General features: G+C 49.7%; 20 protein-coding genes. 7 read left to right on the top strand and 13 right to left on the bottom strand.

Features of this window, described 5'->3' with window-relative positions:
* Positions 1-749 precede the first annotated feature (749 nt).
* Entirely contained in the window at positions 750-1,220 is a 471-nt protein-coding gene (locus P2W70_RS33250; protein WP_276485933.1) for an FKBP-type peptidyl-prolyl cis-trans isomerase, read from the top strand.
* 296 nt (positions 1,221-1,516) lie between these two features.
* On the opposite strand, the gene P2W70_RS33245 is transcribed toward P2W70_RS33250, so the two are convergent.
* The 4 genes from P2W70_RS33245 to P2W70_RS33230 form a co-directional block, all read right to left on the bottom strand.
* Positions 1,517-3,388, bottom strand: coding sequence for a M56 family metallopeptidase (locus P2W70_RS33245; protein WP_276485932.1), 1,872 nt, complete (start codon positions 3,386-3,388; stop codon positions 1,517-1,519).
* A 3-nt stretch (positions 3,389-3,391) separates the two neighbouring features.
* A complete protein-coding gene (locus P2W70_RS33240; RefSeq protein WP_276485931.1) occupies positions 3,392-3,775 on the bottom strand; it encodes a BlaI/MecI/CopY family transcriptional regulator in 384 nt (127 codons plus the stop codon).
* Between the two features lie 436 nt (positions 3,776-4,211).
* Entirely contained in the window at positions 4,212-6,422 is a 2,211-nt protein-coding gene (locus P2W70_RS33235) for a sodium-translocating pyrophosphatase (protein ID WP_276485930.1), read from the bottom strand.
* 503 nt (positions 6,423-6,925) lie between these two features.
* Positions 6,926-10,000, bottom strand: coding sequence for an AsmA-like C-terminal region-containing protein (locus P2W70_RS33230; protein ID WP_276485929.1), 3,075 nt, complete (start codon positions 9,998-10,000; stop codon positions 6,926-6,928).
* Positions 10,001-10,076: 76 nt separating this feature from the next.
* Here P2W70_RS33230 and P2W70_RS33225 point away from each other — a divergent pair, with 76 nt between their 5' ends.
* The 5 genes from P2W70_RS33225 to P2W70_RS33205 all read left to right on the top strand — a co-directional run bounded on the left by P2W70_RS33225 (position 10,077) and on the right by P2W70_RS33205 (position 14,657).
* The gene (locus P2W70_RS33225) at positions 10,077-10,679 is read left to right on the top strand and encodes a TrmH family RNA methyltransferase (RefSeq protein ID WP_276485928.1); all 603 of its coding nucleotides are present in this window, start codon (positions 10,077-10,079) and stop codon (positions 10,677-10,679) included.
* Between the two features lie 153 nt (positions 10,680-10,832).
* A complete protein-coding gene (locus P2W70_RS33220; RefSeq protein ID WP_276485927.1) occupies positions 10,833-11,318 on the top strand; it encodes a TlpA disulfide reductase family protein in 486 nt (161 codons plus the stop codon).
* 383 nt (positions 11,319-11,701) lie between these two features.
* Positions 11,702-12,487 (top strand): hypothetical protein, encoded by a 786-nt coding sequence (locus tag P2W70_RS33215; RefSeq protein ID WP_276485926.1) that lies wholly within the window; start codon positions 11,702-11,704, stop codon positions 12,485-12,487.
* Positions 12,488-12,887: 400 nt separating this feature from the next.
* Entirely contained in the window at positions 12,888-13,682 is a 795-nt protein-coding gene (locus P2W70_RS33210; RefSeq protein ID WP_276485925.1) for a hypothetical protein, read from the top strand.
* A 189-nt stretch (positions 13,683-13,871) separates the two neighbouring features.
* On the top strand, positions 13,872-14,657 hold the full coding sequence (locus P2W70_RS33205; protein WP_276485924.1) for a hypothetical protein: 786 nt from the start codon (positions 13,872-13,874) through the stop codon (positions 14,655-14,657).
* A gap of 20 nt (positions 14,658-14,677) precedes the next feature.
* Here P2W70_RS33205 and P2W70_RS33200 read toward each other — a convergent pair whose 3' ends face one another.
* The 9 genes from P2W70_RS33200 to miaB form a co-directional block, all read right to left on the bottom strand.
* Complete coding sequence (locus P2W70_RS33200) at positions 14,678-14,860, bottom strand: hypothetical protein (protein WP_276485923.1); 183 nt, start codon at positions 14,858-14,860, stop codon at positions 14,678-14,680.
* Positions 14,857-15,462, bottom strand: coding sequence for a redoxin family protein (locus tag P2W70_RS33195; protein WP_276485922.1), 606 nt, complete (start codon positions 15,460-15,462; stop codon positions 14,857-14,859). The genes P2W70_RS33200 and P2W70_RS33195 overlap by 4 nt, the downstream gene beginning before the upstream one ends.
* Before the next feature lie 33 nt (positions 15,463-15,495).
* A complete protein-coding gene (locus P2W70_RS33190; protein WP_276485921.1) occupies positions 15,496-16,458 on the bottom strand; it encodes a YihY/virulence factor BrkB family protein in 963 nt (320 codons plus the stop codon).
* A 21-nt stretch (positions 16,459-16,479) separates the two neighbouring features.
* Positions 16,480-17,529 carry an endolytic transglycosylase MltG gene (gene mltG, locus P2W70_RS33185; protein ID WP_276485920.1) on the bottom strand — a complete coding sequence of 350 codons (1,050 nt, stop codon included), beginning with the start codon at positions 17,527-17,529 and terminating at the stop codon, positions 16,480-16,482.
* A 96-nt stretch (positions 17,530-17,625) separates the two neighbouring features.
* Positions 17,626-17,955 (bottom strand): preprotein translocase subunit SecG, encoded by a 330-nt coding sequence (gene secG, locus P2W70_RS33180; protein ID WP_276485919.1) that lies wholly within the window; start codon positions 17,953-17,955, stop codon positions 17,626-17,628.
* A 1-nt stretch (position 17,956) separates the two neighbouring features.
* Positions 17,957-19,138 (bottom strand): hypothetical protein, encoded by a 1,182-nt coding sequence (locus tag P2W70_RS33175; RefSeq protein ID WP_276485918.1) that lies wholly within the window; start codon positions 19,136-19,138, stop codon positions 17,957-17,959.
* An 8-nt stretch (positions 19,139-19,146) separates the two neighbouring features.
* Positions 19,147-19,716 carry an LPS assembly lipoprotein LptE gene (gene lptE, locus P2W70_RS33170; protein ID WP_276485917.1) on the bottom strand — a complete coding sequence of 190 codons (570 nt, stop codon included), beginning with the start codon at positions 19,714-19,716 and terminating at the stop codon, positions 19,147-19,149.
* 10 nt (positions 19,717-19,726) lie between these two features.
* The gene (locus tag P2W70_RS33165; RefSeq protein WP_276485916.1) at positions 19,727-20,974 is read right to left on the bottom strand and encodes a sigma-54 interaction domain-containing protein; all 1,248 of its coding nucleotides are present in this window, start codon (positions 20,972-20,974) and stop codon (positions 19,727-19,729) included.
* 71 nt (positions 20,975-21,045) lie between these two features.
* On the bottom strand, positions 21,046-22,470 hold the full coding sequence (gene miaB / locus P2W70_RS33160) for a tRNA (N6-isopentenyl adenosine(37)-C2)-methylthiotransferase MiaB (RefSeq protein WP_276485915.1): 1,425 nt from the start codon (positions 22,468-22,470) through the stop codon (positions 21,046-21,048).
* Between the two features lie 467 nt (positions 22,471-22,937).
* Between miaB and P2W70_RS33155 the strand changes: the two genes are divergently transcribed.
* Positions 22,938-25,460 carry an outer membrane beta-barrel protein gene (locus tag P2W70_RS33155; protein WP_276485914.1) on the top strand — a complete coding sequence of 841 codons (2,523 nt, stop codon included), beginning with the start codon at positions 22,938-22,940 and terminating at the stop codon, positions 25,458-25,460.
* Positions 25,461-25,875: the final 415 nt, after the last annotated feature.

Here is a 25,875-nt window from a genome sequence, read left to right as displayed (position 1 = left end):
GTATTTAGTGGACGGCCAAACTGGCAGTGGGAGGGTGGAATATGTGGCCAATGAGAAGGGTAGATAGGGAGGTGTCTAAACCGGCAATTCCTCTCCATTTTCCAGGGACTGTGTCCGAGGTTGGTCCATCCATTTTTAGTGCAAAGGAACTCGATCCAATGACCTGTCAAGCACGTGGGGAGGGTCGATGGGTACCGCGTGAAAAGGACTCCTCCTTGATCATTTTAGGGCTTCCAGCGCGCTTATTAAATGATTCGTAAATAGTCTGTGGAATAGCCTGCAATTTGACGGTGTAAATTGAGGGGGAGGGCAGATGCAAGAAGACATTGATTGGTAGGTGTTTTATGACCTGGTAGAGCTGCGCCGGTATTTGAGGTGCTGCTACTGATGGTGGGGGAAGATCATTTCAGAAGTACTAGCCATGAAAAAGGTCTATATTGACCGATCGATGTTTTGAGGTGACTGGTGCGCTATTGAAGAGGTCGGGATATAAAATCGAACGGACGACGGAAGGTTGTTTATACGTATGTGTTGTGAAGGCTATCATTATGTGGCCATTCGTAGAATTATATATTAAATTAAACTGTATGTTTTCTGGGAACCTTTACTTTGTCATGCAGCAGCGAAAACTGGTAAAGCGTCTCGGACCATAATGTCTGATTTATTCCTCTCGCAGACTGTGATATGGCTGTTAATATTATCTGTTAATCCGGCGCTGCACCCTATATTTGCGACCAAACTTCTGAACCATGCGTTTTTTTTCTATTTTTCTGAGTGTGGCGTTGGCCATGACCCTGTGGGGATGTGACAAAAACAGCAACAACAGCAATTCCTGTACACCGACTACTGATGCGGAAAATGATGCTGCTATGCAGGCCTATATGACTGCTAATGGCATTACGGGCACTAAAGATCCAAGTGGTATGTATTATCAGGTGCTGGCTGAAGGAACTGGTAATAAGCCCACGATCAATTCCCGTGTTACGGTCAATTATACTGGTAAACTTACAGATGGAACGGTTTTCGACAAAGGAAGTAATGTGGCATTTCTTGTAAGCCAGGTAGTAGTGGGATGGCAGATAGGTCTTACCAAAGTGGCAAAAGGGGGTAAAATTAAGTTGGTTATTCCTCCCAATTTGGGGTATGGCTGTAAAGGGTCCAGTCCGATCCCTGGTAATGCAGTCCTGGCATTCGATGTCGATATACTGGATGTGAAATAAATTTCCTGTTTAGGGATAGGCATAGGCCAGGACACTGAGTCCTGGCCTATGCATTTTATGATGTCTCAGTTTGAACCTGTGATCCTCTATGGCCGTAAGCAGGTCCTTAGCGTTTGGCAAGTGAACTGGTCAGCTATCAGGTCAATCCTGTAAGTAAGGCGATAGAATTGGCCCAAACAGGCCGTGGCACGGGTCGTTGCTGTCAGGTCTGACTTCCCCGAATACTTGCGCAAATAAAAAATGCCCCAAAGGGGCATTGAATATAGGTTGATAGCTATCCTTATAGAACAGGCTAATCAGATCACAATAATCTTCTTTTTCCGGGTGATTTTTTGTTCTGCGTCAGTGGTGCCGGATTGCTCACAATTATTGGATTTCTCATTTTGCTGGAGACGGTCCAACACAACCTGTTGCTGCAGTTGCCTGAGTTTCTCTTGTTTTTCCTGGCGCTGACGGCCATATTGCTCGAGTTTGGCTTTCAGCATGGCTTGCTCTTCAGCCAGTTGACGGCTCGACAGTTGCAGCGCCTTTTCGGTATCCTGGCTGATCTTTTTCCAATCTACTCTTTTGATCGCTTTGATGATCTCCTGTTGGAGTTGCTGTCCATCTATCTGGCCGGTGGCGTTTTTGAGTTCCTTTTCTATCTTCTGCCAATCGACTTGTTCCAGCGCTTTCATGGCTTTGTCCATCGCTTCTTTAGCCTCTTTTTCAGACTGGCTCATGACATACTGCTTGGGGCGCAGCGTATCTTCTATGATCTGAACCAGGAAACTGTTGCCGGGAATATAGGGGTGGTTGAGGACAGGGCCTACCGCCGCAATAGCCTCCTGAGTAACTTGTAACGAGTAATCACGCATTTCTGTAGAAGCCACCAGCTTCACCATTTGTTGCGCTGCTTGTTGCTGTTGTGCGGCAAACAGGCTCATTTCCAATTGGAGGGCAGCCAGGTCACGGTCGGAGAGGAGCGCTTCACCATCGGTGTCGTCCTCTGTAGACTCTTCCTCCCCGGTGCAGGGGCGTTGGTCATCCGTTAGAGGCGCAGCGGGCTCTAGGGATTGATCTGCTACAGCCGGGGCAGCAGGAGGCGTACTGATGTTGGAGGCAAACTCAACAGAGGTGGTTTGCGGCGTCTTTATGGCAATTTCTTCGATTTGGGTAACGATGGCTTTACCGGGATTGTACCAGCCAATAAAACCAATCAGGAAAGCTGATACCAGCCAGGCGGCCAGTTTCTGGCTGACAGCATTGGCGGCAGGTTCGTTCGTCAGCATACGTTTTACCCGGTTCAGCAGCAGGTTGTTGCTTTTACCGGTTGCTGCTACGGCCAGTGCAGGCGTCAGCGAAGAGCGGTTTTGCTCAAGTGTCAGCAGGGCGCGTGCATATTGGGTAGCGTCGTACCTGAACTGCAATACCATATCGTCGCAGCTATGCTCTCTCTCCCGACGCATATTACCTGCCAGCAGGCGGGCAAATGGATTAAAGAAGAAAATGATATCGGTGCTGGCGATGAGCAGATTGACCAGGTAGTCGTTGCGTTTGATGTGATGGAGCTCATGCAGGATGATGGCTTCCGTTTGTTCTATACTGAGGTTGTTGACGGCTGCGACAGGCAGTAAAATAATGGGTTTCCAGAAACCAATGGTGAGTGGCGTATCTACCCTGGAGGACAACCAGATGCTTACTTTGCGGGGTATGCTCATGTGCAGTACCGTTTCCTGTACAAACACACGCCATTCGGGATTGATTTTTTGCAGTCCCTGGGTAAACAGCCGTCTTGTAAAATGATATTGACGGTAGAAGCGAACGAAGAGCAGCATGGCCACCAGCAGGTAAGCAACGCTGAGGAAGGGCAACATTTGCTCCATAAGTGTACTGAAATTGCCTTTGGTAGCTGGCAGATGGATCAATTCCCCCGCTTGTACCAGGAGGGTAATAATCGTAGGCGTAGCGGCCGCATTATAAAAGTTGATCACCAGCGTGATGAGGAACCACGCGGAACCTCCGGCCAGTGATAACAGGGCCAGCGTATGACGTTGGCGTGCGGTGAATTTTTTTCCATTGGCAGTCAGTACAACATAGAGCAGCCATAAAATGCCTAATTGCCACAAGCTGTCTAATAATGACCATCCCAATGCCTTAAGAAAAGCGGATTGGTTGACCAGGTTCATCTACTACTGTTTTTTAAGGTTGTCTATCAGTTGCTGAATCGCTTCCAATTCATCGGCCGTTGCTTTATGATTGCCCAGCGCCTGAATGACCAATTCGGTAGGAGATCCACCAAATAGGGAGTCGATCATTTTGCCGACCAAATGTTTTTGCGTCTTTTCCCGGCTTACAGCGGCTTGATAAATGTGCGTCTTCACAGAATCATCGCGCTTTACCAGTCCTTTTTCGAACATGATCTGCATGAGTTTCAGCGTGGTGGTGTAACCCGCTTCTTTCACTTTCAACAGCTCCTCATGCACTTCGCGTACACTGGCAGTACCCTTCGCCCAAATCACCTGGAGGATTTCCAGTTCGCTCTCTGTAGGTTTGATAGTTTTAACGGTTGACATAGCAGAACAACATTTGCTCTAAAAATACGACATATTTCGTAATGAATTGTTAAGGGGAAGGTAAGAAACAGGTCATTTTAATCACAGGTTAATTAGGTGAATGGGGATAAACCCGGGTTGGGCGGTGAGGCAGAGAAGGGCAAAATCAGGCATGAAACCGGACGTAGGGTGCTGTAAGGCGATGCGGCGATCAAGACATTCTTAAAGCGGGGAAACTTTTAAGCTGGATGCGGACCGGATGCGGTGGGTGACTGTCGGAATTGGTCGGTAGGATGACCGATCCGGTGCAGAAAAACAATGGGAGGGTCCTGAAATGTAAAGACCCCATGTGGAAACATGGGGACTTTGGTATTTGGTATGATATAGTGCCTTTAGTTATGAGCTGCAAATATAGTGGTTGCAGCTGAATAAACAGGTGTTGCCTGTAAAAAAAACGTTAGAATTTTGCCACCGTTGCATTCGTTGTCGTTGTACTGCTCTTTACCACCACCTGTTCGGTTTTTGAGCCGGCAGGATTGAACACTTCCGGTTCAGGAAAAAAGATCTGCTTCAGCGTGGGAGCAATTACCAATGACACGATCGACATCAGTTTGATGAGGATGTTCATCGACGGACCGGAAGTATCCTTAAATGGATCACCTACTGTATCGCCGGTAACCGATGCCTTGTGCGGCTCTGATTTTTTGTAGTAAGTCTGGCCGTTGATCTCAACACCTTTTTCGAAAGACTTCTTGGCATTGTCCCACGCACCACCGGCGTTATTCTGGAACATGCCCATCAGTACACCACTCACGGTAGCGCCAGCCAGGAAGCCACCTAGTGCCTCAGGGCCGAAGGCAAAACCAATAATGAGGGGAGAAATAATAGCGATGGCACCAGGCAGCATCATTTTCTTGATGGACGCACTCGTTGAGATCGCCACGCATTTGTCGTATTCCGGTTTGCCGGTTCCTTCCATAATACCGGGAATGGTGCGGAACTGACGACGCACTTCTTCCACCATGGCCATGGCCGCCTGTCCCACAGCGCGGATAGCCAGCGAAGAGAAGATAAAGGGGATCATGCCACCGACAAACAGACAGGCCAATACATTAGCACGGTAGATGTCGATGCCTTGGATGCCTGCCACACCCACGAATGCCGCAAAAAGGGCCAGCGCCGTGAGGGCCGCAGAGGCGATGGCGAAACCTTTACCCGTTGCTGCCGTGGTGTTACCGACGGCATCGAGCACATCGGTCTTTTCACGCACTTCCTTGGGCAGTTCGCTCATTTCGGCGATACCACCGGCATTATCGGCAATAGGACCGAAGGCGTCGATGGCCAGCTGCATCGCAGTGGTTGCCATCATACCGGCAGCTGCGATTGCTACACCGTACAGACCAGCGCAGGCATGAGATCCATAGATACCGGCAGCCAGGACGATGATCGGCAGGAAGGTTGATTCCATACCCACTGCCAAACCACCAATGACGTTGGTAGCGTGGCCGGTTGACGACTGACGGATAATGCTCATGACCGGACCTTTACCCATCGCAGTATAATATTCAGTAATGATGCTCATGAGGGTTCCCACGGCCAGGCCTACGCCAATAGCGCCGAGTACGCCCCACTTGGTGAATGTTTCACCACGCAGTACCATTTCTTCGGGAAGAATATAATAAACCAGGGCGGCGGAAGCTGCTGCAGTGAGGACGATAGATCCCCAGTTACCCATGTTGAGGGCTTTTTGTACAACACTGGTGCTGATAGTTGCATTTTCACTGATGCGCACGAAGAGGGTGGCAATGATCGAAAAAATGATGCCTACACCAGCAATCAGCATGGGCAGTAAGATAGGAGCAAATCCGCCAAATTCATCGACAGAAGCTGTTTCCTGTCCTAGGACCATTGTAGCGAGTACGGTAGCTACATAAGAACCGAACAGATCGGCGCCCATACCGGCTACGTCACCCACGTTGTCACCTACGTTGTCGGCGATGGTGGCAGGGTTGCGGGGATCATCTTCGGGAATGCCGGCTTCCACTTTACCTACCAGGTCAGCGCCTACGTCGGCAGCTTTCGTATAGATACCGCCGCCTACGCGGGCGAAGAGGGCAATCGATTCAGCACCCAAGGAGAAACCTGTCAGTACCTCGATGGTCTTCAGCATTTCTTCCGAAGAGACTTCTGTGGCGCCAAAGAATGATTTGAGGAGGATGAATAAGCCACCCAGACCAAGAACGGCCAGGCCGGATACGCCCAATCCCATCACAGCACCGCCGGTGAAGGAAACGTTGAGGGCTTTACTTAAGCTGGTTCTGGCGGCTTGTGCTGTACGAACATTGGCTTTGGTGGCAACACGCATACCGATGTAACCGGCGGTAGCGCTGAATACGGCTCCAATAGCAAAGGCAATCGCGATAGACCAATGTGAGTGTGGGTTGGCTTGTGCCATAACGCCCAGCAAAATTCCGACCAGTACCACGAAGTAGCCGAGGACCTTCCATTCTGCTTTCAAAAAAGCCATGGCACCCTCAGCAATGTACGTGCTGATCTCCTTCATACGATCAGTGCCGGCGTCCTGCTTGGATACCCAGTTGAATTTCACCAGGGTGTATAGCAGGCCAATAACTCCCATCACAGGGACGAGATAGAGCAATTTGTCCATAAGTAGTTGATTCTGATTCGAATTTGTTTTTAAGGTTGACAAATATAAGGTAATAGGCCCCTAATTCAATGTGGACGTGGATTTTTTTGCAGCCGGATGACAGGTGAGTCGAGGGGTGTTTTTCTGTGGGTTATGATCGGGTTGCCGTTGCCGGGCGGCATGGTTTATAGGCGGTAACCGAGGCGTAGGCGGTTGATCAACCATTCGGACCAAAACTGACTCACATAGCCTGTTTACTGCCGGAATAGGGTTTCAAGGTCGCACTGGATAGGCCTACAAGTAGCATTTTTCATTGGTAGCCAGTGCGACCTGCAGGCAATTGGAGTAATACGATCAAGCGGGTTGCAGGCTAGCTGGGTAAGAGAAAGGCAGTTTCCAGTACGTTGCGCCGGGAAGACGTCTGGCGATAATAAAAAACGAATCCCCGGCCACCTGGCCGGGGATCAATATGTTGAGGGAATAACGGCGATCGAATTTGAAACAAAAAGACTAATTACCTGGCATTACTGCTTCACACTATCCGTTGGTTTTTTCTTTTTCAGCAGGTTGTTGAGCAACCCTTTTCCAGTTTCTTCCAGCGCCTTTTTCGTATCCTTGGTAGTATTGGTTCCAGTGGTATCTTTTTGTCCTGAGATTGCTTTCCCCAGCTCATCCTTCAATCCTTTTACCACCTGGTTTTTGGCAGAAGCAATGGAATCCTTCGTCGCTTGTTTCGCGGCAGCGATGGCACTGTCGGCTGCTGCTTTTTTCGCTTCTACAAACTCGTTGGCCTGGTCTTTCATATCCTGGGCCAGGCTGGAGCCGGCATCTTTCAGATCGGTTTTGATCGTGGGGCTTGTGATGCTGCCACCAACATTCACTTTGAAGTTGATGATATCGCTCAGCTTCACCGGAATGCCTTTGCTGTTAGCCTGTGATGCCAGGTTGTTGACCAGGCTATTGGCCTTTTCACCCAGCTTGGCACGAGGCACTTTCAGGTTGAGCACGTAGTCCAGCGATTGATCGAGACCGTGCATACCGCCTACTTCCATATCGATGTCCTTCACTTTTACATTGAAAGGTTTTATCAGCACTTTGCCATTGGCAAATTCGAAGTAGTTTTTGATGTCTTTTACCGAGATGGATTGCAGCTCATTGATGTTAAGGGTAGAAGCCAGCTTCTCCAGCGGCTGGAATTTAGCCAGAAACCCTTCCAGCAAAAACAGGGTACCCTCACCGGTCAGCGAGCTGAGGTCGGGCATCATGTCTTCACCCAGTTTACCTTTCATCGTCATTTTGGAAGTCAGTTTACCAGCGATAAACTGGCCAATGGGCATCAGTTTTTGTACTGTGTTAAAGGCGGTGAAGGTTTTTTGTACATCCAGGTTTTGAACATCGTAAGCCAAAGTGATATCAGGTTTAGTCTTGCTAAGCCTGGTAGAATAGGAGCCATTCAGGCCGATGTTGCCGTCGAGGGCATTCATCTTGAGATCTTTCAGGGCTACGGTCTCATCTTTGAGGGCCAGTGTACCGCTGATGTTCTTGTATTCTACTTTGTCGTATTTAACCTGGTCGACCTTGGTATTCAGGGTCAGTTGAATATTTTTTGGAACTGCGAAGGGAGCTGATTCGGTGGCAACCGTGGCGGTGTCTGTTGCATCGGTGGTAGCACCCATCAGTTTATTGAGGTCTACCTTATCGGCCGATACATTGAGGGTGCCTGCCAGTGGTTCATCTTTCATGGCATAACCGATCAGGTTATCGAAGCTGCCATTGGCATTGAAATTAGTACCCATGAAATTACCAACGAGGGTGTTCAGCGTCACATTCTTCGGGTTGAAAGTGAGACCGGTATTGCTAACGGTTACACCATCCGGATAGTCCTTCGATTTGTAGACCACATTAGCAGCCTTGATCGTGCCGGAGGTTTGGAAAGCTTCATACTGACTCTTATCGATATAGGATTTCTTGCCTTTGAAGGCTAAGTCGGCATTGAGCAGACCTGCCAGGCTGGTACCCGCCTCGAAGGCATAGAACTGCGCAATATTGGCCAAATTCAAACCGCCCTTTACTGTTCCTTCGAAGTAGGGATCGGAGGCGGGTGTTTTCAATAACAGGGTAATATCTGCCGCATCCTTGCCCACCTCTACGTGGGCAGCGGGAATGTGCACGGTTGTATGATCGGGCACTCCATCCGGATTGTCGATATTGATGCGCGCATTCGTATTTTGAATCGGCTGCGGAAAATCTTTCGAAGCGTAGAAGAGGTTGGTGATGTCGACAAAACCTTTGGCGCTGAACTCGCCGGGCTTTTGCTGGGTCACTACAGCCATATTGCCCTTGGCTGTTACATCGGCACTCACGGTACCCGACAGCTTGGTGTCGGGCAGTTTTACAAACTGGGTGATGCTGGCGAGGTTGAGTTTACCTTTGGCACCGGCATCGATGTATTGGTCGGTCATGGGCTTCTTCAATTCGAGGTGGAAATCGAAAGGATCGTTGCCAAATTCGATATGTGCCTTGGGAATGTTCACCACCGTATTATCGGTTACACCATCCGGGTTGTTGACCTTGAGTTCGAGGTTGATATTCTTAACCGGCTGGGGCAGGTCAGGATACTTAAAAAAGCCGTCCTGGATGCCGAGGTTGATATTGTAAGCCGGGATCTGCGTGGGGCTGTAAGTACCTTTTACAAAACCATCGAAAATCGCTTTACCCTTGGTTTCGATCTTGGCAAAATCCTGTTGGTATACGGCAGGGACCAGCGACAGGATGCTTTTGAATTCTGTCGAAGGCGCTTTGAAAGCGATGTCCATGTTGTAGGTACTGTCATTGACCAGCTGGAAAAATCCTTCGCTGCTCAGCTTGAGGTCATTGACGGCGATCTCATCGGTCTTGAAGCTGTACTTGCTGTTGACCATATCGATCTGCAGGTCGGCGTCGATGGCGGTTTTGGTCCTGGCCAGGTAGGGGATACCACCGTAGTTGAAGGTCACCGCATCGGCTGTCGTGCCGGTTTGCAGGATAAAGTTGTCAGCGGTGAAATCGCCGCTGCCCTCGTGGTTGAGGTTGACGATCTCGCTGCTCATGCCTGCACTGGCATCCTCGTAGTAGAGATAGCCGTTCTTGATCGCATATTTTTGCAGGTTCAGTTTGAACGGACTGGCCGGTTCTTCGGGTGTAGCGACTGTGGCGGTGTCGGGCTTTACGATGTCCCAGTTGGCCTTACCATCTTTGTTGACTAGGGCATGAATGCGGGGCTCGTCGACATTGATGGCATACACTTTCATGTCTTTGGCGCTGAATACACTGAACAGGTTCACGGCTACATCGATCTCTTTGGCACTGATCAGGGTGTCTTTGGCAAATTCACCGAGGCCGGTCACCTGTAGTCCTTCCAGAGCGAGTGACACCCGGGGAAAGCGACGGAAGAAGGAAATGCTCACATCCTTGAAGTCGGCTTTCGCATTGATATTTTTGTTGATTTGTTCCTTGGCGATCTTTACAATCTTCCCTTTGAAGATAAAAGGGGCGGTAAAGAGAATCACGACGAGTACCAGCAAGGAGATTCCGGTGATCTTGAGTATTTTTTTTAACATGGGCTATCAGGGTTTGCTGTGGTTTGCAGCTTGCAAAAATAGTTTATTGTACTTTAGCATTCAATCTTTTACAAATATGACGCCAGAAAGACGGGAAAAGCTCTTATCGGTTCTTAATAAACGGCAAAATGACCTGACGATTGTACTGGAGAATGTGTTTGACCCACATAATATTTCTGCCGTGATGAGAACCTGCGATGCGGTGGGTATCCAGGAGCTTTACGTACTGACTACCCGTATCGGTCCGCATAAGAAATGGGGCGCCAAAAGCAGCAGCAGCGCGGCTAAATGGCTTACGGTCCATCAGTATACGGATGTCCGGGAGTGCTGGACTGTCTTGCGCAGCAGGTACGATCGAATTTTGACGACCCACCTGAGCAGTGATGCGGTGGATCTGTACAGCGTCGACTTCACCGGGTCGATGGCCCTGGTCTTTGGTAACGAACATTCGGGGGTGAGCGACGAGATAAGAGCCATGGCCGATGGCAACTTCATCATCCCCCAGCAGGGGATCATACAATCGCTCAATATTTCGGTTGCCTGTGCCGTTACCTTGTATGAGGCATACCGGCAGAAGAAAAACGCGGGACATTACGATCAGCGTAAATTGCAGGAGCCGCAACTCGGTACCTTGCTTGATGAGTGGGGTTTTCTGGGAGAGGATAAGGAGTTGGATTGATGGGAAGGCAGCGAGGAAAAAAGGCAACGAGGCACCAAGGCAAACAGGCATCGAGGACGAAAGGCAATACAACGAGGCAAATCGGCCACGGCATACCGTCAACCGGGGCGTGCAAACATATATTGGCAATTTTCATCAACGCTAACAATGACTATGAAATGTTTATGGATGATATTGATCTTATGCGCAGGCACAGCGTCTGGCTATGCCCAGGTCAAAAAGATCAAGATCACCGATCTGGAGCGGCATATCGACAGCAGCGATCATCCACTGGTGATCAATTTCTGGGCGACCTGGTGCGCCCCTTGCGTAGAGGAGTTGCCGTTTCTGCAGGAGGGAGTAGCGCAGTTTGCCGATCAACAGGTAGAGCTTGTACTCGTTAGTCTTGATTTTCCCCGCGACTTTCCCCAAACGCTGGAAGCATTCATCAAAAAGAAGAACATTAAAGCAACATTGTATTGGCTCGACGAAACGAATGCCGACTACTTCTGCCCCAAGGTCAACGAACGCTGGGATGGCGGCATACCGGCTACCCTCTTCGTCAATAAGAAGACCGGGTACCGCCGTTTCTTCGACCGGGCGCTTACCGACCGGCAGGTGGTACCGGAGATCAAAGCGGCTCTGAAAGCCATTCCCTGATAAAACTCGTTGTAGTGGTAAGACAGTGACTAATGGACTGTTGCGCTCATGGTTTCTAGCACTGGCTGCTTCTTTTTATCCGATACCAGCAGCAGGGAGACCAGGTAAACACATAAAATCATTCCCTGCCAATGTGCAGGCAGCATCTCCGCCCGCACAGCTATTGCAACCTGCCATTGGGCAATCTAATTCCCCATTCCATGCTATAAGCCGCCTTACATCGGCCATGCCTATTGGTTTTACCGGTAAATTTGTATTCCCCTCCAGAGAATTTGTCGACAAACAATCATTTGATTCCTGTTTCCTAAAAACACCCGGGTTGCCGGCCGGTCGCTGCCCGTATATCATTTCGTTGTTTCATTAACTTTTAAATCTTTTCAAATATGAAGAAAGGAAAGCGTATATCCTTTGGGTTGGGCGTTGGCGCCCTGTTGTTATTGGCAAGCTGTAACAAATTGCTTGAAATGACAGAGCAAGGCCGGGATGATCGGGTGGTCAGCAAGTCGGTCCCACAAAAATACCGCATCAAGACCATGTCTGCATGGCATCCTACAGACAGCACGATCGCCTATTTTAACTATAACGAAGCGGGTGACCCCACCAGTATTATTTTTAGCCATACTACCACAGGCAGGTTGAATGGTTTCTTCCGCTATCAACAAAACCGCCAATTAAGGGATTATTTTGTCATGTACGATAGTAGCCATTTTGAACATTGGTGGCGATATGTGTACGACAGCAGTGGACGTGTGATCCAGGACACGCTCTATCAAATGGGTGTCGTTGGTCCTGATGGTCCTTTGCAAAACCAGACACTGCTGGTGTCGGATTATACCTACGACAGGTATGGACGTGTTGCCCGAACGAATACCCATGTACTCATTCCGAACACTGGCGGCCGCTTCGAACGTACTTATGAATACGATATACGAGGCAACCTGGTGCCGGGCGATTTTGTGTATCAGTATGATTCAAAGATCAGTATTTTTCGAACGCACGATGTCTGGCAGTTGGTCAATAAGAATTTCAGTCGCAATAACCTGTTTTTAGTGGACGAATATAATGAGGCGGGATTGCCTACACAATTTCACATGCAAGACGAGTTTGTATATTTTCATTTTTTACAACACAATATCCCTGGTGCACGCATAAAGGTGACCTACGAATAAGGGAATTTTGCAGTCAATATAAAGAGGGTGTATCAAAAGTTTGAAGATACACCCTCTTTCTATTCGGGTCTTTGGTGGGGAATTGTGGTTGTGTACTTGATTTTAAGACACTGATTTTATATTTTACGCCTCTTCATGTTTGATGTAAACGTGTATCTATACCTGATAACGGCAGTATTTATACGTAGAATTTGTTGTTGTCAAAAAAATAGCCCAATACAAACGGTGTGCTATATATGTTTTTCCTATTTTTGGAATGCACGCACGCTCCCTCGCCAGTTGTTGTTGTTAACAACCAGTTTTTACAATTCCATTTCCTGAAAACCATCCAGGCTGCTTACCGGTAGTAGCCTGACTGGTCTTTTATTGTTTTCATTCAACCATTAAATCTTCTTCAGACATGATGAAAGGAAATCGTATGTCCTTTATATTGGGCATCTGCACACTCCTGTTGTGCATCAGCTGTAAAAAAGCCGTAGATCTTGTAGAGACCAAAGGGGAGCAATCCACTACGGAAACGCTTAGTACCTTTTCCAGTTCCTCAGGGTATCGTATCAAAAGCATCGCAGGATGGTCCATTTATGACTCGACGATCGCTACTTTTAGTTACAACGCCTACGGCAACCCGGATTCTATTATCTTTAGCGCCTCTCCCTATTATGGGCGGTATAATATGTATTTCCGGTACGATTCTTTACACCGGCTCACAGATTATTATACAGTTTATTCCGGCTCTATTTTCTATGAATGGAGCCGCTACCAATACGATAGCGCGGGTCGGCCAACGCATGATTCATTGTACTGGTATGGCATGATTACGCCAGGTGGTCCGGTCTCGCCAACGTACAAGCTATTAGTCAACAATGTTTACGATTCCTTGCACAGAGTTACCAGTACCACGACAACGATGCTCCCATCCAGTACGCCCATGGTGGACCTGTATCCTTACAATGCCAATGGTAATCTGGTCAGGAGTTACCTGCCCAATGTATTTGATACGGAAACCAGCCTGGTTAGTATTCATCCGGTGTGGCAACTGGTGTCCAAAGACTATAGCGTCAATAACCAGTTTGTAGCCGCTGAATACAATGATGCCGGACTGCCGGTTCGCGTTCAATTTGGGCAGAACCAGGGGCCATTCCGCTTTCTGACGAATATTTGGCCCAATACCCGTGTCTGGATCACCTACGAATAAGGAGTAGCTACCTGCAACATGGCAGTGGAATTTCCCCGTGCAATTGTGCAAAAGGTTCCGGGTGCTCCCGGAACCTTTTGTTTTGGTATTCCTTTCCCCAATTTTTATTGGGCGATTTAGGTAATCGGGCAGAATGATCGTTTTTACCGTGGCCTCACATTTGATTGAACCAGTTTACAAAATGTGTCTATGAACCAACGCTACCCATTCTACCTGCTATGCAGTGCGATCTTCCTTGCCATGATCTTTGCCGGTTGTAAGAAAGTTGATCAGGAACTCAAAAAAGACCCGCTGGCCACCATCGATGATTGCCGCATTACCAACATGACCTACCTCTATCAGCAGGATTCCATCAAAGTAAACATCGAATACAATAAATGGGGCGACCCCAGCCGGGTGCGCCAGTCACAGACAGGTACGGGCCACCCCGATGGTGTGTTCTGGTACAACAACAAGCGTCAACTCACGGATTATATAGGCTTGTACGACGACAACTTCTTCGAGTTCTGGCACCAGTATGCCTACGACAAGAAGGGGCGGGTAGTAGCTGATACCGTTTACTTCTGGGGTACGGTGGTCAACGGGGCGCCCGACGTGTATTATGACGTTGCCGTGGTGACCTATGACTATGATCAATACGAGCGTATCGTTCATACCGCGCAAACATGGTATGCTATACCCGATAATCCCTTACATACTTATTATACCTACGATGCTGTCGGCAACCTGGTGCTGCCCGGTGTAGTTTATGACAACAAGCCCTGTATGCACCGCACCAGCCGCATCTGGATGTTTATCGACCGCAACTACAGCCTCAACAATGGTTATGCTACCGCCTGGCACGATACGGGACTGCCTTCCCATTATACATTGAGCAGTACAGGAGGACAGTTTGCCGGCTACTACTACGGTGCCCTTGCACAGATCAATTATGATTGCAAAGGGAAGCTGCCCAAAGACTATACTGCTTTCTAAAGGAACCAGCAACTAATTGGTCAGCCGACAAAGGCAACCGCCTGTGCATTTTCACCCATGTTCGTAAAGAAGATCACTGGGGTTTGCTGGCGGACCAGCGGCAACTGATCGTTTCCATCCAGCCATACCACTTTAAGCATAAAAAAAAGCCCGCCATACCGGCGGGCTCTTTCGTGCCAAGATTTTAAAAACGGGGTGCTCATGACTTCCTCTTAATAGAGCATCCGATAGAACGGGATTGCTTTACGCTCACATCCTTACCGGTGGTCACTTCGTCAATTGCTTCCTTAAGGTGTTTGCGATTAACTGCTTCAGCATTGTTTGGATTATCGTCGATGGCGCCGTGGTACACGAGTTTACCTGTTTTGTCAAACAGGAAGCACTCGGGTGTCCGGCTAGCACCAAATGCGTCTGCGAGCTCATGGTTCTTGTCTTCGGCATAGTACCACCTGAAGCCCTGGCCTGTTGCGTACTGCTTCATCGCTTCGAGCGATTCGGACGAGGCCCGGTTGCCTTCATTGGCATTTAGCAATACCACGCCCACCTTCTTGTCTTGCGCATACTGACAAACTTCGTTGGTACGCGACTGGTTGTTGATCACTACAGGGCAGGTGTTGCAGCTGAACATGACCAGCAGGCCATTGTCGCCTGTAGCGCTTTTGAGGGTGAGCTCCTTGCCGGAGATATCTTTGATCTTGTTGTCTGCTTTGGGGAGGGCCGCACCGATGGGCAGCGGGTCGTTCTTAATCGTGAAGGCCAGTAATGCTAAGACCGGTAGCACCAGGCCAGTTACAAGCTTGTTCATGGTTAATTTGTTTACTACAAGTTACTGAAAAAATCACTTCACCAGTTGACCGCTTGTCTCATGTTTGGTCCGTTCTTCTGCGAGTGCCTTGAGCGAGTGGATGCTGACATTCAATTCGTAGCCGATCAGTAACACCAGTGAATTGATATATATCACGATCATCAGCACAATGATGGTGCCAATAGAGCCATACAGGGCGTTGTATTTGCCAAACATACTCACGAAGAGGGAGAAGCCCACGGTCGACAAAATGCTGAGGAAGGTAGCCAGGATGGCTCCTGGAGAGGCGAGGCGCCAACGTTTCTTGATAGCAGGCGCATATTTGTAAATAAATCCGAATGCATAAAAGATTAACGCTATTAAGAAAACCCAGCGGAGACTGCGGATTACCGTCTTCACAAATTCGCTGCTGATACCCATCCAGTTCAGTACAATGCCCTGCAGGGAGAGCAATACCAGGCACGCAAAAATGAGCCCCATCATCAGCAGGGTCAGTTTGATGGCGGCCCATCGTGTTTGCAGACTGGTACGTCGCTGAAAACCCACGTAGTTCTTGCTGAAGGAACGCATCAATCCCATCATGCCGTTGGAGGCGAAGAAGATCAGTAACACGAAACCAAATGACAGCAGACCGATACGGCTGCTTTCCCAAAAGCTGTCGACAAAGTCAATGATGCCTTTGTTGTATTCGGGAGCCGGGATCATTTCCCGGATCAGCGATTTGAGCTGCCAGCGGATGGACCGTTGGCGGATAAAGGGTAGTTGGGGGATCAGCGTAAACAGGAACAGGCAGGTAGGCGGAATGGCCATGATGAAGTTGTACGACACCGCCGAAGCCCTTTCTGTAAGCCCTACCTTGTTGACCTGCTGAATGAAGAACACGCCTACATCATACAGGGGCACGCGATCGAACCCGGGCAAAATGATGTGTTTGCTCTTCTCCGTTACGAACTTAACGGGCGGTAAATTCAGCAGAATACGTTCCAGTTTGGTCATGATCGCTATTCCAGGCTTTTGTTACTTAGAAGCGGCACTGCTATCCTGCGCTGCTTTTCTGCGGGCCCTTTCATCCATTGACTTATGAAATTCACGGGCATAGGTCATATGATCTTTATAATTCTCCGTAAAAATATGGCGGGTGAGGTCAGGGCTTACCACAAAATACAAATACTTCGTGTTCGGCGACTGTAGCACCTTGTCAAGGGTGATCAGCGAAGGGGTACAGATAGGGCCGGGGGGCAATCCTTTGTTGCGGTAAGTATTGTAGGGCGACTCCACCTGCAGGTGCTTTTCATAAATGCGTTTGAGGGTGAAATCACGTAAGGCAAACTTCACCGTAGGGTCGGCCTGTAGGGGCATACCGCTGCGGAAGCGGTTGATGTAGACACTGGCCATCGTGTCTTTTTCACTGTTGTTCTGTGTTTCCTCTTCAATGATGGAGGCAAAGGTGTATACCTGTACGGGACTCAGACCCAATGCCTGTGCCTGTTGCAACCGTTCGGGTGTCCATACCTTTTTGTATTCGGCAAAAAGCTTTTTGAAGATGGCAGGTGGCGTCGTATTCCAGAAGTACGTATAGGTATTGGGATATACAGTGGCCATAATGGTATTGGCATCGAAACCATAATGGCGCAGGGTATCTTCATTGCTCATATAGGCCATTACCGAAGCGGAGTCGCATTCGAAGCGCCGGCCGATGATACCGGCCAGGTCTTCTTTGGTGCGTACTTTGGTGACCACGAGGTTGACGGGCGACTGCTGTCCATTACGCAGCATGCGTACGATGGCCGACAGGCTCATGCCCTTGGTGATCTCATATTTACCAGGCTTCACCAGCTCGGGCAGGTCCAGGCGACGGGCCAGGAAATCGAACGAGCCAGGGTTCCGAACAAAGTTGCTGTCTTTGATGGTCTGCAGCACTTCTTCGTAATTGGCGTGACCGGTACGTATGTACAGGAACTTACGTTTTTCTTCAAACGGGGTATTGCCGAGAAAGAAACGCCAGCCGATGAATGCAGCGCCGGCTAACAGGATAATCAGTACGATCAGTATCAACTTCTTCCACATAGGTATATAAGATTGACGCTGTAAAATAGTCAAAGGATTTACAATAAAAAACCCTGCCGTAAATGGCAGGGTTGAATATGTTTAGTTTATGCTGTCTTATTTGGCTGCAGGAGCAGGTAATGCGCCAGGAACTGGTGCAGTGCTGGCAGGTGCAGTTTGTTGTGTGCTGGGGCGGATATTGCCGTCTTTTACATCGCTAACGCCTCCTTTGATAAAGAAAGCAGAAGACAGACAAAGCAATGCGATGGCTACTGCCATGACCCAGGTACCTTTTTCCAGTACATCGGTAGTTTGTTTCACACCCATGAACTGGGAGTTGAAGCCAGCGATGTTACCAGCCAATCCACCACCTTTGGGATTCTGGATGAGGATGAACAAGCCCATTGCAACGCTCGCTATAATGATCAGGATCAGGAAGAAAATCATATCACAGTGCTTTTATTTGTTCAATACGAGTTGCAAAATAAGGGGATTTGGCGGGATTCTGCAAACTTAATTTCTCGTATATCGCTATGGCTTTCTGTTTGCTACCTTGCTTTACCCACACCTCGGCCATGGCTTCTGTGATGACCTCTTTACCCTCTACGGAGTGACCGGCAATTTCCTGGATCACCTGTGCCAGGGCATCGTCGAATTGCTGGGTGATCTCTTCAGGAATCGGGGTGGTAGGGGTGATCCTTTTCATGCCCCGCAGCCATTCGGTAAAACTCTTCAGTTGTATACCCAACTTGTCTTTGAGGTCTTCCTGGCGCAGTTTGACGCCCAGGGAAGCAAAATAATCGATGGTATGGTAGGGCTCAAACACGGGTTCCTCGCTGTCGGCCAGTACAGGCTTGAAGGCCTCCATGAGGCCGGCAATACCCGGTAAGGGCTGGGCAGGGGGCGGTGTGTCGGTTTGGGGAGCGGGAATATCCTGCACGTTCTCAATGCCTTGCAAAGAAATATGGAGCGGTGTATCGTGCACTTCCTCGGGCCCTTCCGTATCGTCTGCCTCCGCTTCGCTGTCGGTATAATCTTGTTCATCGACAGGAATGGAGATGGTGGGTACGCTTTCTTCAACCGTTTCCGTGATCTCGAAGTCGCTTTCCGCATCGGGCGTGATGCCGGTGATGGGATCGGCGGTGGCGGGTTCTTCTTCTTCGTCAGTGGCGACTTCTACCAGGCTCACGGGGCTCGATACGCCGGGAATCAGTATTTCTGTCTCCTCCAGGTGATCGACTTCGTCTGCAACGACTTGTTCCGCGATCTGGGCTGCTGGTGCCAACACAGCCGGCGCACTCACTTCTTCTACCGGTGCCACCGGTTTTTCGTACCGGTGTACGACCGTTTCTTCCTTGGGGGAAGGAATGAACAAGGTTTCTGCTACCGGTTCGTGTTCCTGCAGTGTCCAGTGGAGCCACAGCGGATTGTTGAACCAGGCAACGGCTTCTGCCGATTGTTCGGCAGCCCGGTCGGGTGCCGTGTCATGCACTTTCTTTGCCAGCAGCCAATGACCTACAGAAGAGTAGGGATGCTCTTCCGTAAATTGCCGGAGGGTCTGCTCGGACACTTCCTGCAGGCTGTCTTTTTGAAAAAAATGTTTGACAATCGTATGAATGTGTTGTTGCATGTATCGGATTACCAGTTTGAAAATAAGCGGTTGAACATTTCATCGACCATGTTCTTGATGATGTCGGGTGTCAATTGCGGTTCGGCCTGGGTGAGCGACAGGTTGGCGTTGAAATCGAAATTGCGCGACACCTGTGCCTTGAAATTCGTCTTGGGATCGGTGGGATTCACGGTATTCCTGAGTTCCAGCTCGATACCCACATTCAACCGGTTGATGGACGCCTGCTGGTTTGAGATACCCGAGGTGGTCACCGAATAATCGGTGATGGTACCTGAGATCTCGTAATGCGCATTGTCCTGCACCGGCGACAGCCTCGTTTGGCCCACGATCTTCTGCCGCAGTTTGTCGGTAATCTGGGGGCTCAACTGTGGGTTGATATAGCGTGCTTTGTTGCCGATCAGGTCTATGTGAAAGGTCTTTACCTCGGGGGGGATGCTGACATCCTTGAAAGAGTAGCAACCGCTGAACAGCAGCAATACGGGCAGGATGATACCCGCGAGGAGGCGGTTGCTAATCCTGGTGAGCCTGATGCGTTGTAAGCCGGTCGTGGTGTTCCTGTATTGGTGGTTATCGTTCATGGTAGATAGGTCACTCCTTGATATCATATTCTTTTAACTTGCGGTATAAGGTCCTTTCGCTGATGCCCAGATCGGTGGCGGCGTCTTTTCTTTTGCCTTTGTGCTTTTTAAGCGCCTTCATGATCAGGTCTTTTTCCATGTCCATGATGTTGAGGGAATCTTCCACTTCTTCATGGTGATGGATGGCGTCGTCATTGTGGTGCAGCATCACCGGCTGCGCGGTGGTGACGGTTGGTTGTTGCATAATGGCCGGCGCCATGATCTCTTTATTGCCTTTGAGCTCATTGATCAGGGACTGGTGCTGTTGCGCCATGCCGGGGTTCTGCAATATCTCCACAAACATCTTCTTCAGCTCGGTCACGTCCTTCTTCATATCGAAGAAGAGTTTGTACAGGATCTCGCGTTCGTTGGCAAACTCATGCCCGTTGCTGGTGCTGCCACCGCCCCCCACGAGGATCGGGAGCCGGTTGGACGCATCGCGGTCGGGCAGAAAACGCCTGAGTTCCGGACCTGTTACCTGCTTGTCGCTGGCAAGAACGGAAATCTGCTCCGCAATATTCTTCAATTCACGAATATTTCCGGGCCAGCCATAGTTAATTAACACATCTTTCGCCTCGTCTTCCAGCTGTATCGGGGAGGCTTTGTATTTCTCTGCGAAGTCAACAGCAAAGCGGCGGAACAACAGGGGAATATCTTCTTTCCGGTCGCGGAGCGCAGGTACCCGGATGGGAACGGTACTCAAACGGTAGTAAAGGTCTTCCCGGAATTTGCCGTTGGTGGTGAATTCAAGGAGGTCTTTATTGGTGGCGGCAATGACGCGTACATCTGTCTTCTGTACTTTGGAAGAACCTACGCGGATAAATTCGCCGGTTTCCAGTACGCGCAGCAGGCGCGCCTGAGTGCCCAGAGGCATTTCACCGATCTCATCGAGAAAGATGGTGCCGCCGTTGACGGTTTCAAAATAGCCTTTGCGGGAATCTACCGCACCGGTAAAGGATCCTTTTTCGTGACCAAACAGTTCGGAATCGATGGTTCCTTCGGGAATGGCACCGCAGTTGACCGCAATGAAGGGGTTATGCTTACGGTTGGATAAGGCGTGAATGATCTGGGAGAAGGCTTCTTTACCGGCACCGCTTTCTCCGGTGATCAGTACGGTGAGGTCTGTATTGGCTACCTGGACAGCTACCTGCAAGGCATAATTCAATGCGGGTGAGTTGCCAATGATGCCAAAGCGGTTTTTGATTGATTGGATATCCATAGTCACGATTCTTTTAGCTCAATTAATCTGGTTTCACAATTCCTGCCATCTTCCTGTATATACAGCCGGTGTTATTGAACGATCTTTCCCAGCAGCGTACCGCCGGTACAATCGTCAATAGTAACCATCGCGTAATCTCCTTTGTTCAGTGCATGACCTGCTTTCGGAAAAACGACCACCTTGTATTGGCTGGTGCGCCCCATCCAGTCTGCGTCACTCTTTTTGGAATCTCCTTCGATCAGGACCTTGAAGGTTTTGCCCAGATCCTTCAGGTTGCTTTCATGGCTCAGCTTGCGCTGCATGTTGATGATCTCATCGAGCCTTCTCTTCTTGACGTCTTCAGGAATATCATCCTGGTAGCGACGGGCTGCCAGCGTACCTGGACGTTCGCTGTAGAAGAACATATAGCTGTAATCGTAGCCACTGTATTCCATGATGCTCAGCGTATCCTGGTGGTCTTCCTCCGTTTCGGTACAGAAGCCGGCAATGATATCGGAGCTGAGGCTACAGTCGGGCATGATCGCTTTGATGCGGTCTACCTTGGCCAGGTACCACTCACGGGTATAGGTACGGTTCATCAGCTGAAGGATACGCGTAGAACCGCTTTGTACGGGGAGGTGAATGTATTTGCAGATATTCTCATACCGGGCCATGGTATGCAGTACATCATCGGTAATGTCTTTGGGGTGGGAGGTGGAGAAGCGAACCCGCAGCAAGGGACTTACCTGGGCTACTCGTTCCAGCAACTGGGCAAAGGTCACGACGATCTCGCCATTGACACCCGTGTTCCAGTAATAGCTGTCCACATTCTGTCCCAGCAGGGTTACTTCGCGGAAGCCCTGATTGAAAAGATCCTGGCATTCCTTCACGATAGAGTCCGCATCGCGGCTTCGTTCGCGGCCACGGGTAAAGGGCACCACGCAGAAGGAACACATATTGTTACAACCCCGCATGATGCTCACAAAGGCATTGATGCCATTGCTGTTCAATCGAACGGGGGAAATATCGGCATAGGTTTCTTCGCGGCTGAGCAGTACGTTCACGGCTTTCTGACCGTCATTGGCTTCTTCGATCAGTCCGGGTAGGGTACGATAGGCATCGGGACCTACCACGAGGTCAACCAGCTTTTCTTCTTCCAGCAGTTTGGACTTGAGTCGCTCCGCCATACAGCCCAATACGCCGATGAGGGCGCCGGGTTTGTCTTCCTTGATGGTGCGCAGGTCATTGAGCCGCTTGCGCACGGTTTGCTCGGCTTTTTCGCGGATGGAGCAGGTATTGATCAGTATGAGGTCGGCTTCAGCGTAATTGCGGGTGGCGCCAAAACCATTCTCCTGCAGGATAGAAGCCACGATCTCACTATCGGAGAAATTCATGGCGCATCCATAACTCTCTATGTAAAACTTCTTGCCATAGGAAACAGGGTCATTCACAAATGGCGCGTAGGCCTCTCCCTGGCGACTTTCGTCCTGTTTGGTATGGGTAATCAGATCCGGCATCAGCTGTTGAAAATTTGAAAGGGGCAAAGATAGCTAAAATGAGGGAGAAACAATGACAGGATGGCAGGGGTGCTGGGTCCGCGTTTACCTGATTTTCTATAAACGATTGAATGGTTGGCGGTAAATGAAAATGGGGTTAAAAAAACGGGAATGGGTGTACAAGGGCCGGACCTGAAAAAGCGTCCTATGCGGCGATGGGTCAGCATTTCACCGTTCCGGGAACCCGCTGCGGGAAATTGCCAGCGAAGCTGCTTTCCGAAGCCGGAATATGCCCCTGAACGGCGAATCCCGGCGTGCCATCATGAGCACGACACTGGGGGAAAGAAACGGCTTTTCCGCTCATACCTGAAATCTACTTTTTGAACCAAAGGTTTTAGATATTATTCATGAAAAGTTAACTTTACGATTGCATGACCCTACTACACCGCTGCTTTTTGTTGATATTTGCTATCATTTGGACCTTTTCCTTGAATGCTCAAGAATCTGGGGTCCAGTCGCCAGGTATCCTCACCGGCAACCTGCTCGATGATAAACAAAAAGCCGTGGCCGATGCCACTGTAGAACTTCAATTGATGGCCGATTCGCTGACCGGCCGATCTTCCATCACAGATAAGAACGGTAATTTTTCGATCTCCAACATCGCTTTTGGCTGGTATCGCCTCAAGGTGACCTACGTGGGTTTTCAGCCGCTGGTGATCGACAGCCTGCATTTCCGTACCGAGCGGTTCGACTTCAACCTCAACGACCTGGTGATGAAGTCCGGCACCAACGACCAGATGCAGGAAGTGGTGGTGTATGCAGAAAAACCGCTGATCCAGAGCCGGGATGGCAATATTACCTTCAATGCGGGCGAGTCGGCCTTGAGTGCGGGCAGCACGGCCAGCGAACTGCTGAAAAGTGTGCCCCTGGTAGCCAATGATCCGGATGGCAAGGTGGTGGTACGCGGTAAAGAGCCCCGTATCCTCATCGATGATAAACCGGTAGACCTGAATGCCCAACAATTGCAGGATTTTCTGGAATCACTGCCCGGCAGTATGATCGAGCGCATTGAAGTCATGACCAACCCACCACCCCAATATGCGAACGAACAGGGCGGTGTGATCAATATCATCACCCGCAAAGGTCGGGTAGGGGCTGGCGCCCGCCTGGCGGTGTCTGCCGGGACCAATGGAGAGCGCAATGTGAGTGGCAATTTCAACTTCAGGAAAAAGGGATTGGCCATCAACCTCAACGTCAACACGGGCGATAACCGGGTTAGCGGCAACGGGTATTCCAAGCGGGAGAATATCTATAAGGATTCCACCAACTTCTTCAATACCACCAATAGTTACCGCAACCGCAATACGCGGCCGGGGGCGAGGCTGAGCATCGATTATGATATCGACCGGTACAATATTGTGAACGTATTGCTTCTGTTCAATTACAATGATTTCAGGAACCGCAGTGAAAACGAGTATACCAACCTCAACCGTTTTGAGCAGATCAGCAAACTGAGCAACCGCTATGTGCAAACTGAAGGCGAGAACTTGAATCCGGCGATGAACCTGACCTATACCCACAAGGGCAAGAAACCAGGGGAAACCCTGCGGCTGATCGCAGGCGCCAATTATTCTTACAACCGCAATGACCGCACTTTCTTCCAGCAGTTCCTGCAGCCCGATCGTACGCCTACTGGCGTAGACAGTACGCAGCAACAATTGAACGATAGCTGGAACCATGGCTACAGCGTACGTGTCAACTACGATAAGTTGCTCGATAACAAGAGTACTTCCTTTTCGGTGGGTGCCGGTACAGTGGTCGACGCCAGCCATGTGGTGCTGAATACACAATATTTAAGGAAGCCTGATAATGAATATGTGAAGAGTGATGTGTTGAGTAATGATTTCGGTTTCCGGCAGGGTGTGCACAATGCCCGGTTCTCGATGAAGCAGCTGATCACGGAACTGATGAGTATCACCGCGGGGGTGAATGCAGAGGTGACGGAAATCCAGTTTGACCTGAAAGACAAAACAACCGTCAACAACGATTATACGAGCTGGCTGCCGTTTGTTAATTTCAACAAACGTTGGGAAGATATTGTGAACCTGAGTGCCTCTTACCGGAAAACGATCCGCCGGCCAGGTATCACCCAGCTGAACCCCAGTATCGACTACGGTGATCCCAACAACCTGCGCTATGGTAATCCCGAACTGGAGCCAACGATGGCACACAACTTCGATGTGGTGGTTGGGCGCAATACCGATAAATACTACGCGAATATTGGTATGGGCTATAATGTGGTGCAAAGCATCTTCAGCCAGATCCGTACCTTGTTGCCCGATGGCAAAACGGAGACCTCCTGGCAGAATATCGATGACCGCCATGAATATGAAATCAGTTCCTGGAGTGGTTATACGGTTTCCAAACAGTTCCGGATGAACTTTAGTGCCAGCTATACCTACAATAAGTACAGCCAGTACGACAAGGAGAAGAACAAATACCGCGATGGTGGTTCCATCACGACCAGTTTCAATACCAACTGGGCGCCGCTGGATGTATGGAATGTAAATGGCAATTTCACGCTTAACCGTTTTGCCAATCCGCAGGGTACGGTGCGCAGCAACGTGCGAATGAACCTGGCTGTGCAACGTAAACTGTTTAACAAGAAGCTGGTGCTCACGTTGAACGCGATCGATCCGATCTTCCAGCAGAAATATACTACGTACACCTTTGGTCCCAATTACAACCTCGAGTCTTTCAGCAATGCGCGCACGCGCAGTTACCGACTGACGGTGAGCTACAATTTCACCAACCTGGCGGGCAGTGGCAAGAAGAAGCCAACGCCTTTGCAGGGCGGTGGAAAGGCCATGCCCGTGAAGCAGGTGGCGGGTAACGGTGCCCCGGTCAAGGCCATGCCGGCCAAGGGCACTGGTACGCCAGTGAAAGCCGTTCCGGCGAAACAACCGGCTGGAAAACCGGCAGCCGCTGCGCCCATCGGTAAACCTATTTAAGCGGCTTTCCTGTTGACTTTAATGCTTTGAAACCTCGTTCGGGGTTTATGGCGACTGCCTGCGGATTCCTATTACCCGTGCGGGAGAGTGGTAGGGGACTGGTATCAGACTGGTATGTTACTGGTATATGGCTATACCAGTAGTATAGGAGTGTTATAGGAGTAATATAGAAGTAGTATAGGAGTAGGCAGGGAGTGTCGTAGGGGGTGTGATGAGGCGGGCAAGGTGGAAGTCGTAGTCAGGCATTATCCGGGCATTTATGGGGGAGAAAGTGGCAGAAGCTACCGTTTGATACCTGTAAGAACTGGGTAAGGTATGGAGCGGATAGGGGATGAAGTCTCGGTAAAGTCTCTATAAGGTCTCTATAAGGTCTCGGTAAGGTCTCTATAAGGGGGCGTCGTAGGGGCGGGTGTAG

The sequence above is a fragment of the Paraflavitalea pollutisoli genome, from assembly GCF_029360705.1.
In the GTDB taxonomy this organism is placed as follows: domain Bacteria; phylum Bacteroidota; class Bacteroidia; order Chitinophagales; family Chitinophagaceae; genus Paraflavitalea; species Paraflavitalea pollutisoli.
This window is presented reverse-complemented; position numbering and strand designations above follow the sequence as displayed.

Coding starts and splice junctions, on each gene's coding strand:
- P2W70_RS33195 (WP_276485922.1), bottom strand. CDS start 15,462: ATGAACAAGCTTGTAACTGGCCTGGTGCTACCGGTCTTAGCATTACTG.
- P2W70_RS33175 (WP_276485918.1), bottom strand. CDS start 19,138: ATGCAACAACACATTCATACGATTGTCAAACATTTTTTTCAAAAAGAC.
- P2W70_RS33235 (WP_276485930.1), bottom strand. CDS start 6,422: ATGGACAAATTGCTCTATCTCGTCCCTGTGATGGGAGTTATTGGCCTG.
- P2W70_RS33250 (WP_276485933.1), top strand. CDS start 750: ATGCGTTTTTTTTCTATTTTTCTGAGTGTGGCGTTGGCCATGACCCTG.
- P2W70_RS33205 (WP_276485924.1), top strand. CDS start 13,872: ATGAACCAACGCTACCCATTCTACCTGCTATGCAGTGCGATCTTCCTT.
- lptE (WP_276485917.1), bottom strand. CDS start 19,716: ATGAACGATAACCACCAATACAGGAACACCACGACCGGCTTACAACGC.
- P2W70_RS33225 (WP_276485928.1), top strand. CDS start 10,077: ATGACGCCAGAAAGACGGGAAAAGCTCTTATCGGTTCTTAATAAACGG.
- P2W70_RS33215 (WP_276485926.1), top strand. CDS start 11,702: ATGAAGAAAGGAAAGCGTATATCCTTTGGGTTGGGCGTTGGCGCCCTG.
- miaB (WP_276485915.1), bottom strand. CDS start 22,470: ATGCCGGATCTGATTACCCATACCAAACAGGACGAAAGTCGCCAGGGA.
- secG (WP_276485919.1), bottom strand. CDS start 17,955: ATGATTTTCTTCCTGATCCTGATCATTATAGCGAGCGTTGCAATGGGC.
- P2W70_RS33200 (WP_276485923.1), bottom strand. CDS start 14,860: ATGAGCACCCCGTTTTTAAAATCTTGGCACGAAAGAGCCCGCCGGTAT.
- P2W70_RS33245 (WP_276485932.1), bottom strand. CDS start 3,388: ATGAACCTGGTCAACCAATCCGCTTTTCTTAAGGCATTGGGATGGTCA.
- P2W70_RS33240 (WP_276485931.1), bottom strand. CDS start 3,775: ATGTCAACCGTTAAAACTATCAAACCTACAGAGAGCGAACTGGAAATC.
- P2W70_RS33230 (WP_276485929.1), bottom strand. CDS start 10,000: ATGTTAAAAAAAATACTCAAGATCACCGGAATCTCCTTGCTGGTACTC.
- P2W70_RS33190 (WP_276485921.1), bottom strand. CDS start 16,458: ATGACCAAACTGGAACGTATTCTGCTGAATTTACCGCCCGTTAAGTTC.
- P2W70_RS33210 (WP_276485925.1), top strand. CDS start 12,888: ATGATGAAAGGAAATCGTATGTCCTTTATATTGGGCATCTGCACACTC.
- P2W70_RS33220 (WP_276485927.1), top strand. CDS start 10,833: ATGAAATGTTTATGGATGATATTGATCTTATGCGCAGGCACAGCGTCT.
- mltG (WP_276485920.1), bottom strand. CDS start 17,529: ATGTGGAAGAAGTTGATACTGATCGTACTGATTATCCTGTTAGCCGGC.
- P2W70_RS33165 (WP_276485916.1), bottom strand. CDS start 20,974: ATGGATATCCAATCAATCAAAAACCGCTTTGGCATCATTGGCAACTCA.